This window comes from Streptomyces sp. NPDC026062, assembly GCF_055568375.1.
The window spans coordinates 325,553-340,935 of sequence record NZ_JBVHOQ010000002.1; the positions used below are offsets into that span (position 1 = coordinate 325,553).

Below are 15,383 nucleotides of genomic sequence, written 5' to 3' on the forward strand. Positions count from 1 at the left end.
CAGCGGAGTTGCGTAGTGCCAGGTCAGGGACTTGTGGTGCGGGGGCGTCCGCATGGTCTGTGAGAGCTGAGTGAGAGCTGAGCCGCGAAGAAGCCCCACCGGGCGGGGGCTTGAGTTCTAGGCCGTGTATCGAAAGTCGCTGAGAGGCAACGTTGTGGCGGGTTGGAGCGTCCATGCGATTGCCGGACTCGGCTTGGCCAGGGTGTTGAGGGGGGCTCATGGAGCGGGGCATGGGGAAGCAGGACGGCCCAGGGCGAGAGCTGAACGTTTACGAGAAGGTTCTCGCAGAGGACCGCCGCGTCATGCGCGAGGTGTTCCGTGTGCGCATCGGCGGTGCCCATGCCGGGCTCGTCATAACGGCCTTCATCGTGGTCTTGTTCGCTGCCATTGGCGGCACCGTATGGGCTCTGATCGTTGGCGGAGCGGTTGCGTTCTGGTTCACCGTGGCCCTTACCGCGGTTGTCGGTGGCGGTCGCCGAGGTTGGGCCGCAGTCAAGCGCGCTTACCTCTTGACTTTCGGATGGGCCGGCTGGCTGTGATCGTCGGCGAGGGGACGGCCGATGCGAGCAGGCAGGATCGACAGCTCCGTCCGTTACAGCCATTCTCCGATTGCGGCGACAAGGACGGTGGCTTCGAAGCGGACGGCGAGTTTGTCGAATCGGGTGGCGACCGCCCGGTGTCTCTTGAGTCGGTTGATCCCGCACTCGACCGCATGGCGCTCGCGGTAGTCGACCGGGTCGAAGCGCGGCGGCCGGCCGCCGCGGGAGCCGAGCCTTCGGCGGTTGCGCGCCTGGTCGGCCTTGTCCGGGATGGTGCAGCGGATCCTGCGGCGGCGCAGGTAGGCGCGGTCCCTTTGGGAGGCGTACGCCTTGTCGGCACCCACCCGGTTAGGGCGGACGCGTGGCCGGCCCGGCCCAATGCGAGGCACGCGGATCTTCTCCAGCACGGGCTCGAACTGTGGTGAGTCCCCGCGCTGTCCCGCCGTGATCACGATCGACATGGGCTTCTGTCCCTGCTCGACGGCCAGGTGCAGCTTGGTGGTGAACCCGCCGCGCGAGCGTCCCAGCCCGTGATCGACGGGCTCGGTGAACACACCACCCGGCGGTTCCTTCTGCAGGTCACCCTGCTTGCGGGCTCCGGCCGCATGCTGATGGGCACGGCAGACCGTGGAGTCGACGCTCAGGTCCCACACGATCGCGCCTTTCGCATCGGCCAGGGACTGCAGCCGGGTGAGGATCCGGTGCCAGGTGCCGGCCCGCTGCCACCGGCGGAACAAGTCGTAGACCCGGCCCCACGGCCCGTACTCGACAGGCACGTCCCGCCACGGAACACCGGTCCGGACCCGGAACCGTATACCGTCGATCAGCCGCCGCCGAGGCCAGACAGGTGGTCGCCCCGACTTCGTGCCCTTCGGCAACAACGGCTCCAGCACTGCCCACTGCTCGTCCGTGAGATCTCCCCGACCCATGAACCGTGATCATTCACAGCCCAAGATCCACTTTCGACACACGGCCTAGTAGTCGTCGCAACACCCCAGCTCAGGGGATGCGATGGAGTTCGAGATCCGGGAGAACCGGGGGCTTGGCGGAGGGCGCCGCCTGACGCGTGAGCGGGAGACATACCTTCAGCTCATGCAGCAGGGCTATGGCAACGGAGAAGCCAGCCGGATCGTCGGGATCAACCGGCGGACCGGGAAGAGATGGCGCAACGGCTGGCACTCGCCGACCAGTGGGAAGCCGAAGCCTCCGATCCGTTCGGAGGCTTCGGCTTCCGGTGTGTCCGGCCGGGCCAGATACCTCCGCGAGGAGGACCGCATCCACATCGCCGACCGGCTGCGCGAGAAGGCATCCATCCGGCAGATCGCCTCCGAGCTGGGCCGCAGCCCGTCCACGATCAGCCGGGAGATACGCCGCAACGGCGCTCTGTGGCGGGGCAAGGACTGGGTCTACCGGCCGCACGTCGCCCACCGTCGCGCCGAACAGCGCCGCCCCCGGCCCAAGGTGGGCAAGATCGGCCAGAACCCCGAGCTGCGGGACTTCATCCAGCACCGTCTCTCCCTGCGCTGGAGCCCTGAACAGATCTGCCAGGCTCTGCGGACCGCCTTCCCCGACCGGCCGGAGATGCACGTGGTCCACGAGACGATCTACCAGGCCCTCTACGTCCAGGGCCGCGGAGAGCTCCGCCGCGAACTCACCAAAGCCCTGCGGACCGGCCGCGCCCGCCGCCGGCCGCACCGGCAGTCCTACAAGCGCCGGCCCCGCGCCATTGCGAACATGGTGCTGATCAGTGACCGGCCTGCCGAGGCCGCCGACCGAGCCGTTCCTGGACACTGGGAGGGTGACCGTGCGACACGAAGTCGCACGAATTTGAGTGGACTGACCGATTGGAGAGGCAGTTGATGAAGCTGTAGGTGCAGTCACGGGTCCGTGTCCGTATGACCCGTCCCCACCCTTGACGTGCGATGCCGGTAACGGCGTGGTGCGAAGCTCAAGGGAAAGCCCAAGGGCTTCCGTTCCATCCGGGAGTTACCGGCAAGGGGAAGACCGGACGGGTGAAAGCAAGTGAACTCCCGATGATGCCTCGTGATCCCAAGCCCCGCCGATGGAAGGTTGCAGTGGGGTGCAAGGCTGGCCGCTGAGAAGCGGCAGGCGCTGGCCGGTAGAGGTCACTCCGGCCAGGTGGACACCGCCGCCTCGGGGTAAAGGGAGCACCCACCCCCGGTCGTATCTCATTCGTGTGGAACGTGGAAACCCCGTTGGGGTCCGGGCCTTCGTAGCCCGGTCGGCCGACCGCAAGTAAGGCTCAACTCCCCAGCGGGAACAGGATGGCCCAAGAAGCCAATGCCGGAAGCCGAAAGGAAACGGGAACCCGGGGCAGCGGGGTGAGGTTGGTTTCGACCAGTCGGCCGAGGGCCCGCATGTCCTCGGCCGTCGGCAGCTCGATCAAGAGCATCGGGCCCGGGTCGAGCCACGCCGTCTCCACGAGCTCCACCTTGTTGGCGATGATCCCCTGGCCCTGGAGGGCTCCCTGCACGTCGCCCAGGGTCCAGGGGTGGGCGTCCGAGGGCATCAGCCGCACCTGGCAGCCGCCGGGCGGAATGCCCTGGGGCACCTCGGTGTAGGTGCCGCCGAACCGCAGCGCCGCGACCAGCTCTCCGGCCGTGTCGGCCACAGCCTCCATCTCAGCTCGGCTATCGAAGGTGGTGCGGGCCGTGGGGTGCAACGTCATCGGTTCTTCCTGCCTGACGAGATAAGGGTCGGTCTGCCCGATCGCCGGTCGGAACGGGCGGTGAGCGGGGGTGGTGGACGGGCCGGCCGAGCAGCGCTTGAGCTGTTCGGCCGGGACGCGGGCAGGCGTCGCCTCGTTGCCTGCGGGGGAAGGGAGTGCCGGTCACGTTTCCGGCAGTCCGTCATCGGCAGGAGGCCCGGGTCTGTGCCGCGCGGTGCAGCGGTGCGCGGACTTGGTCAGGCGCCCGCGGTCGCCAGCGCGTTGGCGGCACTCGCGGCGCTCGCGAGGATCTGGTGGAACCGCTGGTGGCGCTCGTCGTCCTGGGTCTCGGCGGTCCGCCAGGCTCCGTTCCTGCGCCAGTACTCCCGGACGGCCCGGTGCGTCATCAGCGCGTCGGCGACAAACCGGAGCCGGTCGTCCGAGATGAACCCGAACCGGTACCTCAACGCCAGTGTGCAGAGGTAGCGGTTGACGTCCAGCGACTCCCTGTAGTCGACGCCCTCCGGCACATCCGCGGGCCTCCACGTGTCCGCGAGGCTCCTGTGCTGGGTCAGGGTCTCCAGCCACCGGTCGTGGAACCCGGTGACGGCGGCATCCAGGTTCTGCCGGTGGTGCAGCTCCGTCTGCGCGGCGTGCGCGTCCGCGACGGTGGTGATCTTCTCCAGGTGCTCGTCGTGGTGGATGGCCTGCAGCTCCTGGGCCTCCAGGTGGTGGCGTTCTCGCTGGAGGTGGTACAGGACTCCGAGGACGGCGAGGCCGGCCGCGGCGTAGTACGGGAACTTCATCGGGTGCCCTTCTGAGTGGCCGTCTCCGAGCGGACGGCGTCGGCGGCACGGGCCAAGGCGCGGACGAGGCGAGCGATGTTCTGCGCTCGTCTGGCCACGGCCCGCCTGGTGTGAACAGGAGATCGCTGGTCAAGCCGACGGGACGCTTCGCCCAGGACCGCCGTGGCCGTGGCCTGGCCAGCGAGCTCGGCGGCAGCATCAAGTAGTCGAATTCGAGGCGCGCGGCGAGGTCCCTTGCGTGGGCCGTGAGCTCATCGAGCAGGTCCGCTGCGACGTCGGTCCCCGGCAGGTCAGCGGCCGGGCCCGCGAGGTCCCAGGCGAGCACCCGGTCGACGACCGGCCGGATGCCGTCCACGGCGAGCTGGGCGGCGCTGCCAGCGGGCGGCAGCGGTGCGAAGCGCTGGGACACGGGCAAGGCGGGGATCACTCCACACCCGCCAGCGGCAGCAACTCGCAGACAGCAGCCCCGAGGCAGGCCGAGCGCCACGTCTGCGCCGCGACAGTCGTCGGGTCCTCCGCCAGGGCGGTGACCGCTGCCCTGCGCAGAAGTGCGAGCACATCGGGGTGGTGCGCATGCTGTTCCGCGACGAGCGGGATGAGGTGATGCGCGGCCGTGGCCAGGGCCCCGAAGATCTCACTGCGCTCCCGAGGGAAGGAGAAGCTCCGTGTCGCCCACCGTGCCCGGCTTCTGCGGCACATCTCCTTGATGCCGGTCCCGCTGAGGTCCGTGCGCGGCAGAGCCAGCGGCACCAACCGCACGAGCAGACCGCTCAGCTCGGGAGGGGCCGTCACGGTCACGGGCAGGTGCGCGAGCACGACCGGGCGCGCCCCACGTTCCACGAGGATGAACTCCCTCTCGCTCAGCACGCGGACGGCCCTGGCGACGGCATTCTGGTCGGACACCACGGCCACGGCCAGCTTCGCCCGCGCGGGCAGCTGGGACATAGGCGGGAACACGCCGGCCCGGATCAGCGTGATCACCCAGTCGGCGATCTCCGTCGATCGGTCAGAAAGTCTGGTGCTGGGAGCGGGCTCGTTGGCGCGCGCACTCATGCTGCCGCCTTGGGGATGGGACGATGCGGAGCGATGATCTCCCCGTCGGGCAGCAGCTCGCCGGTGTCCTCGAAACACAAGGCACCGTTGCACCGCCGGCCCCACCCCTGCTCAGGTCGGTAGACGACCAGGCGGGCCGCCTCATGGGCGGGAGACTCAGCTACAGGACAGGGCGGTTGATGCGGACACACGGGAATCCCCGTACATAAGGGTGGCCAGGAAGCGGTGCGGCGGGCGGGGAAGCCGGAGGACTTCCCGGCCTGCTCGCTCTTCGCGAGGGTGATGTCGGTGGCGCCGGAGGGGGAGATCGGAGCGGTGTTGAGCCGCAGGCGGTCCTCCCGGCGACGGGGTGCTGTGCCCTCCGGCAGAGGCAGAACGGTTCCCGGCGGGCGCCCGTCGACGGCAACCAAACGGGTCAAGGGCGCGCACGACTATGCGTCGCGGTGAGCGTCGGCCGTACCGCTCAGACGCTGGCCGTACCAGTGAGGCTCGTTGAGCGACGCCTCCTCCATGGAGGGGAATTGAGGCGTTCCGGCCATCGTTGCTCGCTCCTCCGTGCTCACCACCGCACGCCATCGAAGAGGCGAAGTTCCCAGGAGGAAAGCTCCCGTTCGGGGGAGGTCGGCTCGGCTCCGCGATCCGCGTCCACGGGTCAGAGCTCCCTGACGCCGACGAGTACGCGACCGAGCAGCTTCGGGTCGGCACGGAGGCGTCCGCGCTCGGTCGAGGGCAGACTACCCATCGACTGTTCCCGGCTCTGCCGCGCAGAGGACAGACTGACCTCGGCCCACACCACCTTGCCGGGGAGGCCCCGGGCCGGGTGATGGCCCCAGCGGTTGCTCACCGCGGCAACGATGAGGATCCCCCGCCCGCTCGTCGCCTCCACCCCGGGCTCCGTCAGCACGGGCGGCCTCGCGTCGTGGTCCCACACGGACACCCGAACGGCGTCACGATCGATCTCCAACGCCAGCTCGAAGGTCCGCACGTCGAACTCCGAGGAGTAGATGGATACCTCCTCGCCCGCCTCCTTCGGGTGCCGTACCGCGTTCGTGGTCAGCTCCGAGACGATGAGCTTTACGGTCTCCACGACCTCGGCCGGCACTCCCCAGCAGGAGAGGACGTTGGTCGTGTGGAGCCGCGCCAGTCCCACGGCGTTGGGGGTGTCGGCCAGCTTGAGGGTGTCTCGCGGGGGTAGTGCCTCGGACATGGTGCCTCCCGAGTCGGGAGAGGAGCGCGGGGTGCCGCTGACTCTCGCTTCGTGTGGGGAACCGCCTGATCCCGGGTCGACGGCTGAGCTGGTGAGCTGCCGTTCCGGAGTCGATTCGGTCCCAGGCCCTTTGCGTCGATGTCGGCTGAGTGCCGCCCTACCGTTCGTTCAGAGCCGGGTACGTCCATAAGGGAACCGCTGCGATGCCCTGGTCAGAAGGGTGCATGCAGGATGTCTTCGACCACGCAGGTTGGCACGGTTGCATAGGGAGTGCACGTATGACGAACACACGGCATGGCCGAGAGCGGCGAGCATCGGCAGGACGGTTCGCTGGTCGCCGCTTCATGGTGACGGGAGGCTCCAGAGGGTTGGGCGAGCACGTGGTGCGCCTGCTCCTGTCCGAAGGCGCGCAGGTCGCGACGTGCGCCCGCAGGCCCGAGCACCTGGAGATGCTCCGCAGCTCGGTGGATACCCCAGCTGATCTGTTCGTCCGGGCCCTGGACGTGTCTGTGCCGGAGCTGCTGGAGGGGTTCGTGGAAGACGCGGTCTCGAGGCTTGGCGGGCTGGACGGTGTTGTCGCATGTGCGGGCGGTGCGCATGGGAGGGGGATCGCCGAGGCGTCTGCCGAGGACTGGGCGGCTACGTGGAGGACGAACGTCGGCCACGTTGCCCGGCTGGTCTCGACAAGCAGTCCGCACCTTCGGGAGGGGGGAGGCGGATCGATCGTCGTGGTGGCCTCGGTCTCCGGTTGGAAGCCTGGACCGCAGGCTCAGTACGGTTCGGCGAAAGCGGCCCAGATCCACATGGTGGCCTCCCTGGCCAGAGAACTGGCTCCCGACGGGATCCGCGTGAACGCGGTCTCTCCGGGATCGATGCTTATCACGGGGAAGCGGTGGGACCGGATGCGGCGCGAAGACCCGCTGGCCTTCGAGCGCTTCAGTGCGGAGTTTCCTGGGGGCGAGCTGGTACGGCCGGAAGAGGTCGCAGACGTGATCGCGTTCTTGCTCTCTGACCAGTCCCGAGCAGTGACCGGGATCAACCTGCCTGTCGACAAAGGCCAGAACGCACCGACGCCGGAGGGGTACTGACCGTTGCCGTCAGGCCGCTGTGCCGAGTATCGGCCTCGCCTTCCGCTCGAAGTCGCGGACGACGGCTCCCCCTCGATGAGGGGCAAGCCGTGCGCGGAAGTCGCGTAGGGCTTGAACAGACCGTTCGCTGTGAACACCGGCGAGCAGATCGACGGCATTACTTGCGGTTCCGACCGCCTCGTCCAACCTGTTCTGCTGGAGGAACGCGGTCGCGAGCACCGAGCGGCTGATGGCCTGACGACGTCGCCGGTCGGTGTTCGCCACGACGGATGCCAGGGCGAGGCGCTCGGCCTTCCCTGCCTCACCGAGGTCACGGTGGACCAGCGCCGCCTCGGCTTCAAGATAGTGGTGATCCAGGAAGCGGACCCAAGGCGATTCTTCCTCAGGCCCCCGGCTCGCCTCCATACCTTTGTTGGCTGCCAGGAGGGACGACGTAGCCCGCTGGGAATCGCCCAAGACGGCGTATCCGCGGGCAGCCATGGCGTGCAGGCGCATCAGACCGAGCGGGCTGCCCGCGGACTTGGTCGTCGCGATGCCTGTTCTCGCAAGGGCGACTCCCTCGGTGGGGTTGCCGAGGCTCGTGGCGAGGTGCGACATGCCGGCCAGGATCTGCCCGCCGAGCACGCGGTCGCCGCCCTCGGCACACAGCCTCAGCGCCTGAATCATGTAGCGCTCCGCGAGTCCGTAGTCGGCGGAGTCGTACGAGCACCAGCCGGCCATCGCCGCCAACTTCGCGGCCGAGGTGTAGAGAAGCCGACGTTGGTGTGAGGGCACGTTGCGCTGCTGAAGCATGGGGGAGAGTTCGGTACTGAGGTAGTGCACGATGCTTGCTCGAACCCCACCACCGCCGAACCGGTTGTCCATCTCGTCGAACATCTGGATCATCGCCTGGACCTGCTCGACGGGGCCGCTGTCAGCGGCCACGGCGAGACGAGGTGCCTGCTCGTCCTCCAAGAGCCACAGCATCCAATGCCGTTGGGGATCGACGAGGGCAGCCGCAACGTACGGCACAGCGCCGAGAAGGCTGCGCCGCGAGATGTCCGTCGACCCGAGCTCCGCGAGCGTATGAAGTGTTTCACCCACATCTTCACGGTACGTCAAGGCCCGTGCGACCACGGGACGCTGCGACTGCTCGGCGAAGCCGATGTCCGCAGGTGATACGAGGCGGCCTAAAAACCCGGACAACGCTGCGGCGATGAACTCGGGGGTGCGGCCTCTGGGGGTCATCCCCTGCTGTAGCCATCGGGACACCGATGCCTTGTCGTAACGGGATACCTCACCCTGGAGCGCACCCAGTTCGTTGACCTTGCGCGCCAAGGCGGCGTGCGAGCAGCCGGCCTCCTCCAGCACTGCCGCGAGTGCGGCGTTGGCCTCGCCGCTCTTCTTCGAACTGCTCATGTGCTGATGATGCCTTGTGGATCACTCTGCGTCCCAGCCTTCGGACACAGAGCCATAGAAGTGCAACCCCCGTACAACCGAACAACCCCGTCACTCCCTCCTCCCGAGCCGTGCCAACACTGACACTGGAGGGGCTGTCGGGCCCACGGGCCTTCCCGGCGACGACGCCGCTGGAGAGCCACCGAGCCCTCGGCACTGGAGGGAGAACCATGCAGCCTGTAGTGATCTTGGACTGCTTCACCGTCGAGCCGAGCGGTCTCGGCGTACCGCCCTACTTGTCGACCTACGTTCGTAACGCTTGGTCGGCACTGCGGCGGGCTCGGCCGGACGCCGACGTCCGGTACGTGACCATCGACGACGTCCGCTGGTTCCTGGCCGGAGGCGAGCCCACCGTCGAACCACCCCTGAGCGACCGGCTCACCTACTCCACCACCGTCAACCGAGACAACGCTGTTCAGCTCCTGCGCGACGCCGAGATCGTGCTCGTCATCGCCGGAGACGCGGTTCCGTCCGTCCATCTCCACGCGGTGAACGGATCATTCGAGGAGATCGCCCGCGCGCTCGCCCGTGCGCGGGGCCGCCGGTACCTGCTCGGACCGCTGTCCACCTACGCCTTGGACTCCCCCGCGGAGTACGCGGGGCTGTTCGACGCCGTCCACACCCACACCGTGACGGCCCGCGACCTCCTGCTCGGCAGTCGGCGTCCGGCCGACTACGAGCAGATGCGACGCGAACGCGATTCGTTCGCCGGTCTCGTCGACCAGATGCCCTGGCGCCCGATCGCCGAGCTGGAGCTGTACCGCGGCTGCACCCGTCGTAAGTTCTGCGATTTCTGCAACGAGCCGGCCAAGTCCCCCCTCGTGGCCTTTCGCGAGGTCGACGATGTCGTCGACGAGGCGGCTCAGCTCTACGCCGCCGGCATCCGCAACTTCCGACTTGGTCAGCAGACCTGCTTCTTCTCCTACCGCCACCGGGACGAGGACGCGATCCGCGCCCTGCTCAGCGGCATCCGTGAGCGCTGCCAGGAGCTGGAGGTGCTCCACATCGACAATGCCGACCCGCTGGCTGTCGCTGCGCCCGTCGGCTTGCGCATCGCCAAACTGGTGGTGGACTTCTGCACCGAAGGCAACTGTGCGCCGATGGGCATCGAGAGCTTCGACCCGGTCGTCATCGAGCGCAACACCCTCACTTGCACGCCCGAAATCCTGGTGCGCGCAGTCGATCACGTGAACACGGCTGGTGCTGCTCGCGGTCCTGGTGGTCTGCCGATGCTTCTCCCGGGCCTGAACCTGGTCTACGGCCTTCCCGGGGAGACTCACGGCACCCACCTGGCGAACCTTCGCGGTCTGGCCGGGATTTTCGACGCCGGCCTGCTGTGCCATCGGACGAACGTGCGTCTGGCGAGGGCGTTCCCCGGCACCCCGCTCGCCGCACTCGGTCAGCAGGAGCCGTTGCCGTCGGCCGAGCACTTCGCGTCGTGGAAGGCGGACATCGACCACACCTGGGATCAGCCGATGAAAGAGCGGGTGTACCCGACCGGCCTCCGTGTGCCCGGCCTCCACTCCTACTTCGTCAGTGAAGAGGGCACCTACTGGCGGCGGCTTGGCTCGTACTCCATCCAGGTCGTCGAGCGAGGCATGGCGGTGCCGCTCGGTACTACCGGTGACCTCGTGGTGACCGGCCACTCGCCGCGCATGATCTTCGGAGAACGCGTTGCATCTGCTTCCTGACGGGACGCTCGCGACGCTGGAGGCCCTGGACGCGGTGGCGGACCGCACCGTCCGCGCGGGTCTGCTGCTGCCCTGGGCCAACGTCGCCGTGGAGACCGAGCTTCCCCGCCTCCGCCTGCGCCACACGATCTTCCACCACGCGCGGCTCGTGCCCGCGTCCCGGGCGACGGCGATCGACGCCTCCTTCTGGCACGGGCTGCGCGGAGCATCGGCCCGGGCGCTGGACTCGTTGTCGCACGTTCCGCTCGATACGGTGATGTTGGCGTGCACGTCGGCCGGTTTCACCGGCGGCCCGCCGCTGCCGAGCGGCACGATCACCGCCTTCGACGCTCTCCTGCGGGCACTGACCGAGGCGGCCGTGACGCGTATGGTCCTCGCCACGCCCTACCCCCGCCCGGTGACCGCAGCCGAAGCCGAAGCGTTCACCGAGGCCGGCATGGAGGTCCTGGCCCACGCGAGTATGGGCCTGACCGACGGGTACCCCGACGTCACCCCCGATCAGGTGCTGGGCCTGGTGGAGCGGCTGCCTCAAGCTGCCCTCGACGCTGCTGGAGCCATCGTCCTGTCCTGTACGGGGTGGCACACCCTCTCAGTGATCGCCGAGCTGGAGCGCCGGTTCGGGAAGCCCGTGCTGTCTTCGAATCTCGCCATGGCGCTGCTGGCCGCCCGAATTCCTGCTGGAGTCGGTCTATGACGATCCAACGCGTGAAACCGAAAGCAGTCGAGATCCGTCGCGTCCACCGACTCGTTGCCTGTGCCGCCGGCCTGCCGGAGGTGCGAGCCGAGGTGGAGGCCAATCACGACGAGAACCGCTGGTGGCCAACGACGATCAGTGACCCGCGTGTACGGATGCTCGCCGCCGGCTGGTCCACCCGGGTCTCCTACCGGATGGTCGACACGTACGCCGGAGTGATCAAGTCAGCGGAGACCCGCGGCTTCGACGACCTCGTCGCGAGCACGGACGCCGAATTGGCCTCGCTGGTGCGCTCCATCGGCCTGCCTCAGGCCCGGATCGACTACATGCGCTCTCTGGCCGAACTCCTCCAGTGCTGGGAGAAGGAGGGCATCGATCCGACGGCCGAGTCGGCGGATCTCGACGCCCTGGTCCTCGACTTCGCCACACGGGTGCGAGGTGCGTCCTTCAAAGTCGCCCAGTGCGCACTGCTCACCGCTCGCGGGTACCACTGCGGCATCATCCCGGTGGATTCCGGCATGGTCGCCAAACTGGCGCCCGCTCTGGGCATTGAGCTCCCGTCGGGCGCCGTCGCCCACGAGCGGATGCGGTACGTACTCGAAGCGGTTGTTCACGCTCGCCCGGCCGAGTTCCGCTCTCTGGTCACCGCCTACGAGCATCAGGTCACCATTCCGGACGGCGTGGAGCCCACGTGGTGGGTGCACCTGGTCCTGATCTATTTCAAGCGCCTGTATCTCAACGGGCCCTCCCCGCGGCTCTGTCGTCGACGACCGGTCTGCACGAAGATCGTCGGCTGCGCGCACCCGACCTGGAATGTCTGACCTATGGGGGAGAGCGCGTGGACCGGCTCGACGTGATCGGCAACATCAGCCGGGACCTGACCCGATACCCGGACCACCGGGGCGGGGCCCGGCTCGGCGGCGCAGCCCTGTTCGTGTCGCTGGCGGCGACGAAGGCCGGCCGCCGGGCGACTCCCGTCTGCGTCCTCGGGAACGATCTCGCCCACCTACCCGAGGCGCCCGGCCTCGACGTGCTCGACTGGTCGGGATGGCGTCCGGCCGACGGTACGTCAACGGCCTTCGACCTGGAGTACGACCTGCATGGCGAACTGGTGCAGGTGCGCACGGACTACGGCGTGGCAGCGGCTCTGACCGAACACGCGCTGGAGCACGTGAGTGCGCATCCCCGCGCTACTTTTCACGTCTGCTGCCGTCGCCCGCTGAACGTTGAGGCCGTACTCGGCCAACTCGCCAAATCCTCAGCCGGGTTCAGCGTGGACTTCTTCCGGCCGAGCGCGGAGGCGATGATCCGTGCCGCCTCACCCTGGCTGCCGTCGGCGACCACCCTGTTCGTCAACGCCGCCGAGTACCGCCTCCTGGACCGTGCGGTCGACTGTGGCGCGCTGCCGGAAGTGGTCGTTACTGACGGCCCCCGGGCCGCTGTCGTTCGCGCGTTCGGGCGGCAGGTAGCCTCCGCCGTTCCGCCACCGCAAACTGCCTTCGAGGTCTCCGGTGCCGGAGACACCCTCGCTGGCACCTATCTGGCCCACCGTTCGCGCGGCGCGACCACCACCAAGGCTCTGGCGGAGGCGACAGCAGCCGCAGCCAGGTACGTCGCGGCTCCTTCCCTCCCCATCCCCGCGCCGCGTCGCGGCTGACCTACCGACTGGAGGACCTCTCCCCGTGCCCTTCTACGTAGCCCACCGGCTCTTCGCTGCCCACGACCGTGCCCTCGCTGCCGATCTCGCCGATCGCCTCGCCACGAAAGTCGGTTTCGATCGCGTCTTCCTGCCGTTCTGCGACACCGACGAGGAGGACCTCGTCGCCGAGGTCAAGGGACGCCGCCTGTTCGAGCTGGACCGCGACCGCCTCGGGCGCCTCAACGCCATGATCGCCATCCTGCACGGCCCGAGCCTCGACGACGGGGTCTGCATGGAGATCGGGTACGCCATCGCCTCCGGAGTTCCCGTCGTCGTGCTCACCACCGACTTCCAGACCTACTCGATGACCGAGGCCAGCACCCGCCTCGATTTCCCTGACCCCCTCCTCCAGGCCGTGGCCACCCGCATCGTGCGCGTAGCCACGCTCGGACCGTCGCCGCTCCCGTCGGTCCCCGGCCAGTCCCGGTTCAAGGGCTTCCAGGCCCGCAACGCGGCCCAGACGAGCACGGCCATCGAAACGGCCATCGACACCCTGCTCGACCTTCCGGCTCGCGTTCCCCTTCCGACAGGATCCCCAGTGCCCCGCAGTGCGGCCGTATACGTCGAGCCGTCGCCGTACCTGCCCCGGCGCATGGACCACCTGACCGAGAGCCTGGCGGGCGGCGGTCACACCGTGGTGGAGCCCCAGCGCTTCTCGGCTCCTGACCCGATCGCAGGGTCCTTGGCCGACCTGTCTGCCGTTCGTTCAGCCGCGCGGTTGCTGGTCGACGTCTCCGGGCCCGAGACACCGCCCGGTGCCGCCCTGCTCATCGGCGCCGCGCTGGCCAGCGGCGTACGGATGGCTGCTCTTCAGGGCCACCCGACGTTCACGCACGCTCATGGCCGCGAGCCCAACCGGCGGAATCTCATGATCCAGTACGCCGTTGACGCCCACTTCAGCAGCGACGAGGCCGCCCTGTCCTGGCTGGTCGCATGAACCTCGACGAGATCGCCGGCTACCAGACCGTCGTCCTGGAGGGCTGTGACGGGGTCGGCAAGAGCACACTCGGCGAGCGCCTTTCGGCGCATCACGGCTTCACCGTGGTCCACTCGCCGAGGACACCCGACCATCTCAACCTGGCCAGCCGCTACCGGACCATCCTGGACGGGACCGGCAGAATCCTCTTCGACCGGTGCTTCATCAGCGAGTTGGTGTACGGCCCACTTCACCGCGGTCGCTCCCGGATCAACTGGTCTGAAGCGATCGATCTGGCCGAGAGTGTCATCACGCGCTCCGGATTGCTCGTCCACCTGACTGCTCCCCCCGCCGTCATCCATCAGCGACTCCTGTCCCGCGATGGCGAGGCAATCAGCGTGGAGGAGATCACCGCACTGGTGACGGGTTACGAGCGGGTCTTCTCCACGCTCGCCGACTACACCCGCGTTCTCACGCTCGACACCTCGCTTCGCGATCTTCCTCCGGCAGGGTGACGGGTCGACGAAACCAGCCCGTGGGGCACAGCGCTCCCGCTACGCTTCTGGGGCACCTGCTGTACCACCGCTGGAGGAGCCTTGCAGATCAGAGACGCCCAGAAGCTCGCCTGGGAGAACAAGGAACTCAAGGGGTTCAACACCACCGACGTAGCCCTGGAGTTCGGCCTCCTGAACGCGGAGACCGCCGAAGCCTTCACTGCCTGGCGCAAGGGGCTGCCCGACCTTGCGGAGGAGCTGGCCGACGTCTTCCTCTACCTGACGGCCGTGGCGCAAATGAACGGCGTGGACCTGGACTCCGCGGTCGCCCGGAAGATCGAGAAGAACGCAGGCCGTACGTACGAGCGGAACGAGCACGGGGCTTTGATCCGGACGAGCGCCTCCTAGACGCTCCGGTGGTCCCGCGCGACCGAGCGAGCCTTTTCCGTCTTGATCAGGCGGCGAGTTCGAGGGCGACGACGGGTTTGACGGCGACGGTGAACCGGGGGATGCTGCAGCGGAGGTTCCAGGACTTGAGAGTCGCCATGGCGCCTTCACCGAGGCTGCGGATCTTCGTGTGGTCCCCGTTGTGACGTCGGCGCCTGCCGCGCGGGTGCTTGCCACGGATCGGCACGCGGATCGCAGGGCCGGCGCCCTGAAGGGATCCAGAGGCGAACATGGGCCCACTTCCCTGCTCACCATGTCCATACCCCGCCCATTCGTGGAGCTGGTCGGGGCGATCGGATGACGATCTCACCCTGGCGCGACCTCGACTTCCGAAGGCTAACGTGCTGTCACGGTTGCACAACCTCTCCACTTTCACCGGACGGCAACGCACGGAGGTGCCTCCCGCCCCGGTTGCGAGCCAAGCGGAGCGGCAGAGGCGCGGTCAACGTCAGCTCCGGTCGATGTCAGTGAGCCTTTTTCAACCTGGCTGTGGCGGTGAGGTGTTGGAGGTTGCCGGCTGTACGGAACGACGAAGCTCCTGGTAGACGGGTTCTCGACCAAGATCACCCGTGTCCGCCAGGAGCTTCGCTTGCTTGTCTACCCCTCGTCGATCGATCTGTCCAGCGACACCCTGCGCTACCTGA

At 68.1% G+C, this 15,383-nt stretch carries 17 protein-coding genes and 1 pseudogene; 10 read left to right on the forward strand and 8 right to left on the reverse strand.

Annotated elements, in window-relative coordinates:
- Positions 1–230 precede the first annotated feature (230 nt).
- Positions 231–539, forward strand: a complete 309-nt coding sequence (locus ACZ4LX_RS03115) for a hypothetical protein (RefSeq protein WP_467637749.1) — start codon at positions 231–233, stop codon at positions 537–539.
- Positions 540–592: 53 nt separating this feature from the next.
- Here the strand turns inward: ACZ4LX_RS03115 and ACZ4LX_RS03120 are convergent, their stop codons facing one another.
- Complete coding sequence (locus tag ACZ4LX_RS03120) at positions 593–1,468, reverse strand: IS5 family transposase (RefSeq protein ID WP_467637753.1); 876 nt, start codon at positions 1,466–1,468, stop codon at positions 593–595.
- Between the two features lie 82 nt (positions 1,469–1,550).
- Here ACZ4LX_RS03120 and ACZ4LX_RS03125 point away from each other — a divergent pair.
- Positions 1,551–2,342: pseudogene (locus ACZ4LX_RS03125) on the forward strand (IS30 family transposase); the annotation flags it as partial.
- Between the two features lie 460 nt (positions 2,343–2,802).
- On the opposite strand, the gene ACZ4LX_RS03130 reads toward ACZ4LX_RS03125, so the two are convergent.
- From ACZ4LX_RS03130 to ACZ4LX_RS03150, 5 genes are all read right to left on the reverse strand, one after another.
- Positions 2,803–3,228: a hypothetical protein gene (locus tag ACZ4LX_RS03130; protein ID WP_467637757.1), complete on the reverse strand. Its 426-nt coding sequence runs from the start codon at positions 3,226–3,228 to the stop codon at positions 2,803–2,805.
- Positions 3,229–3,464: 236 nt separating this feature from the next.
- Complete coding sequence (locus tag ACZ4LX_RS03135; protein WP_467637761.1) at positions 3,465–4,013, reverse strand: DUF6082 family protein; 549 nt, start codon at positions 4,011–4,013, stop codon at positions 3,465–3,467.
- Positions 4,014–4,436: 423 nt separating this feature from the next.
- Positions 4,437–5,066: a hypothetical protein gene (locus tag ACZ4LX_RS03140; RefSeq protein WP_467637765.1), complete on the reverse strand. Its 630-nt coding sequence runs from the start codon at positions 5,064–5,066 to the stop codon at positions 4,437–4,439.
- Positions 5,063–5,257 carry a DUF5999 family protein gene (locus tag ACZ4LX_RS03145; RefSeq protein ID WP_467637858.1) on the reverse strand — a complete coding sequence of 65 codons (195 nt, stop codon included), beginning with the start codon at positions 5,255–5,257 and terminating at the stop codon, positions 5,063–5,065. The genes ACZ4LX_RS03140 and ACZ4LX_RS03145 overlap by 4 nt, the downstream gene beginning before the upstream one ends.
- 461 nt (positions 5,258–5,718) lie before the next feature.
- Complete coding sequence (locus tag ACZ4LX_RS03150; protein WP_467637768.1) at positions 5,719–6,273, reverse strand: ATP-binding protein; 555 nt, start codon at positions 6,271–6,273, stop codon at positions 5,719–5,721.
- A gap of 344 nt (positions 6,274–6,617) precedes the next feature.
- Between ACZ4LX_RS03150 and ACZ4LX_RS03155 the strand changes: the two genes are divergently transcribed.
- Positions 6,618–7,361 carry an SDR family NAD(P)-dependent oxidoreductase gene (locus tag ACZ4LX_RS03155; protein ID WP_467721057.1) on the forward strand — a complete coding sequence of 248 codons (744 nt, stop codon included), beginning with the start codon at positions 6,618–6,620 and terminating at the stop codon, positions 7,359–7,361.
- Between the two features lie 9 nt (positions 7,362–7,370).
- Here the strand turns inward: ACZ4LX_RS03155 and ACZ4LX_RS03160 are convergent, their stop codons facing one another.
- A complete protein-coding gene (locus tag ACZ4LX_RS03160; RefSeq protein ID WP_467637775.1) occupies positions 7,371–8,759 on the reverse strand; it encodes a hypothetical protein in 1,389 nt (462 codons plus the stop codon).
- Between the two features lie 209 nt (positions 8,760–8,968).
- Between ACZ4LX_RS03160 and ACZ4LX_RS03165 the strand changes: the two genes are divergently transcribed.
- From ACZ4LX_RS03165 to ACZ4LX_RS03195, 7 genes are all read left to right on the forward strand, one after another.
- Positions 8,969–10,489 (forward strand): radical SAM protein, encoded by a 1,521-nt coding sequence (locus ACZ4LX_RS03165; RefSeq protein WP_467637778.1) that lies wholly within the window; start codon positions 8,969–8,971, stop codon positions 10,487–10,489.
- On the forward strand, positions 10,473–11,183 hold the full coding sequence (locus tag ACZ4LX_RS03170) for an aspartate racemase/maleate isomerase family protein (RefSeq protein ID WP_467637781.1): 711 nt from the start codon (positions 10,473–10,475) through the stop codon (positions 11,181–11,183). Before ACZ4LX_RS03165 ends, ACZ4LX_RS03170 begins: the two co-directional genes overlap by 17 nt.
- Positions 11,184–11,194: 11 nt before the next feature.
- A complete protein-coding gene (locus ACZ4LX_RS03175) occupies positions 11,195–12,004 on the forward strand; it encodes a hypothetical protein (RefSeq protein WP_467637784.1) in 810 nt (269 codons plus the stop codon).
- A 17-nt stretch (positions 12,005–12,021) separates the two neighbouring features.
- The gene (locus ACZ4LX_RS03180; protein WP_467637787.1) at positions 12,022–12,840 is read left to right on the forward strand and encodes a PfkB family carbohydrate kinase; all 819 of its coding nucleotides are present in this window, start codon (positions 12,022–12,024) and stop codon (positions 12,838–12,840) included.
- A gap of 25 nt (positions 12,841–12,865) precedes the next feature.
- Positions 12,866–13,819, forward strand: a complete 954-nt coding sequence (locus tag ACZ4LX_RS03185; protein ID WP_467637790.1) for a nucleoside 2-deoxyribosyltransferase — start codon at positions 12,866–12,868, stop codon at positions 13,817–13,819.
- Positions 13,816–14,313 (forward strand): hypothetical protein, encoded by a 498-nt coding sequence (locus ACZ4LX_RS03190; protein ID WP_467637793.1) that lies wholly within the window; start codon positions 13,816–13,818, stop codon positions 14,311–14,313. Before ACZ4LX_RS03185 ends, ACZ4LX_RS03190 begins: the two co-directional genes overlap by 4 nt.
- A gap of 81 nt (positions 14,314–14,394) precedes the next feature.
- Positions 14,395–14,700: a MazG nucleotide pyrophosphohydrolase domain-containing protein gene (locus ACZ4LX_RS03195; protein ID WP_467637796.1), complete on the forward strand. Its 306-nt coding sequence runs from the start codon at positions 14,395–14,397 to the stop codon at positions 14,698–14,700.
- A 46-nt stretch (positions 14,701–14,746) separates the two neighbouring features.
- Here ACZ4LX_RS03195 and ACZ4LX_RS03200 read toward each other — a convergent pair whose 3' ends face one another.
- Positions 14,747–14,971 (reverse strand): hypothetical protein, encoded by a 225-nt coding sequence (locus tag ACZ4LX_RS03200; RefSeq protein ID WP_467637799.1) that lies wholly within the window; start codon positions 14,969–14,971, stop codon positions 14,747–14,749.
- Between the last annotated feature and the right edge of the window lie 412 nt (positions 14,972–15,383).

Bases quoted from the DNA above. Each gene is read 5' to 3' on its own strand.
- ACZ4LX_RS03115 (WP_467637749.1), top strand. From the start codon at position 231: ATGGGGAAGCAGGACGGCCCAGGGCGAGAGCTGAACGTTTACGAGAAG.
- ACZ4LX_RS03120 (WP_467637753.1), bottom strand. From the start codon at position 1,468: ATGGGTCGGGGAGATCTCACGGACGAGCAGTGGGCAGTGCTGGAGCCG.
- ACZ4LX_RS03130 (WP_467637757.1), bottom strand. From the start codon at position 3,228: ATGACGTTGCACCCCACGGCCCGCACCACCTTCGATAGCCGAGCTGAG.
- ACZ4LX_RS03135 (WP_467637761.1), bottom strand. From the start codon at position 4,013: ATGAAGTTCCCGTACTACGCCGCGGCCGGCCTCGCCGTCCTCGGAGTC.
- ACZ4LX_RS03140 (WP_467637765.1), bottom strand. From the start codon at position 5,066: ATGAGTGCGCGCGCCAACGAGCCCGCTCCCAGCACCAGACTTTCTGAC.
- ACZ4LX_RS03150 (WP_467637768.1), bottom strand. From the start codon at position 6,273: ATGTCCGAGGCACTACCCCCGCGAGACACCCTCAAGCTGGCCGACACC.
- ACZ4LX_RS03155 (WP_467721057.1), top strand. From the start codon at position 6,618: ATGGTGACGGGAGGCTCCAGAGGGTTGGGCGAGCACGTGGTGCGCCTG.
- ACZ4LX_RS03160 (WP_467637775.1), bottom strand. From the start codon at position 8,759: ATGAGCAGTTCGAAGAAGAGCGGCGAGGCCAACGCCGCACTCGCGGCA.
- ACZ4LX_RS03165 (WP_467637778.1), top strand. From the start codon at position 8,969: ATGCAGCCTGTAGTGATCTTGGACTGCTTCACCGTCGAGCCGAGCGGT.
- ACZ4LX_RS03190 (WP_467637793.1), top strand. From the start codon at position 13,816: ATGAACCTCGACGAGATCGCCGGCTACCAGACCGTCGTCCTGGAGGGC.
- ACZ4LX_RS03200 (WP_467637799.1), bottom strand. From the start codon at position 14,971: ATGTTCGCCTCTGGATCCCTTCAGGGCGCCGGCCCTGCGATCCGCGTG.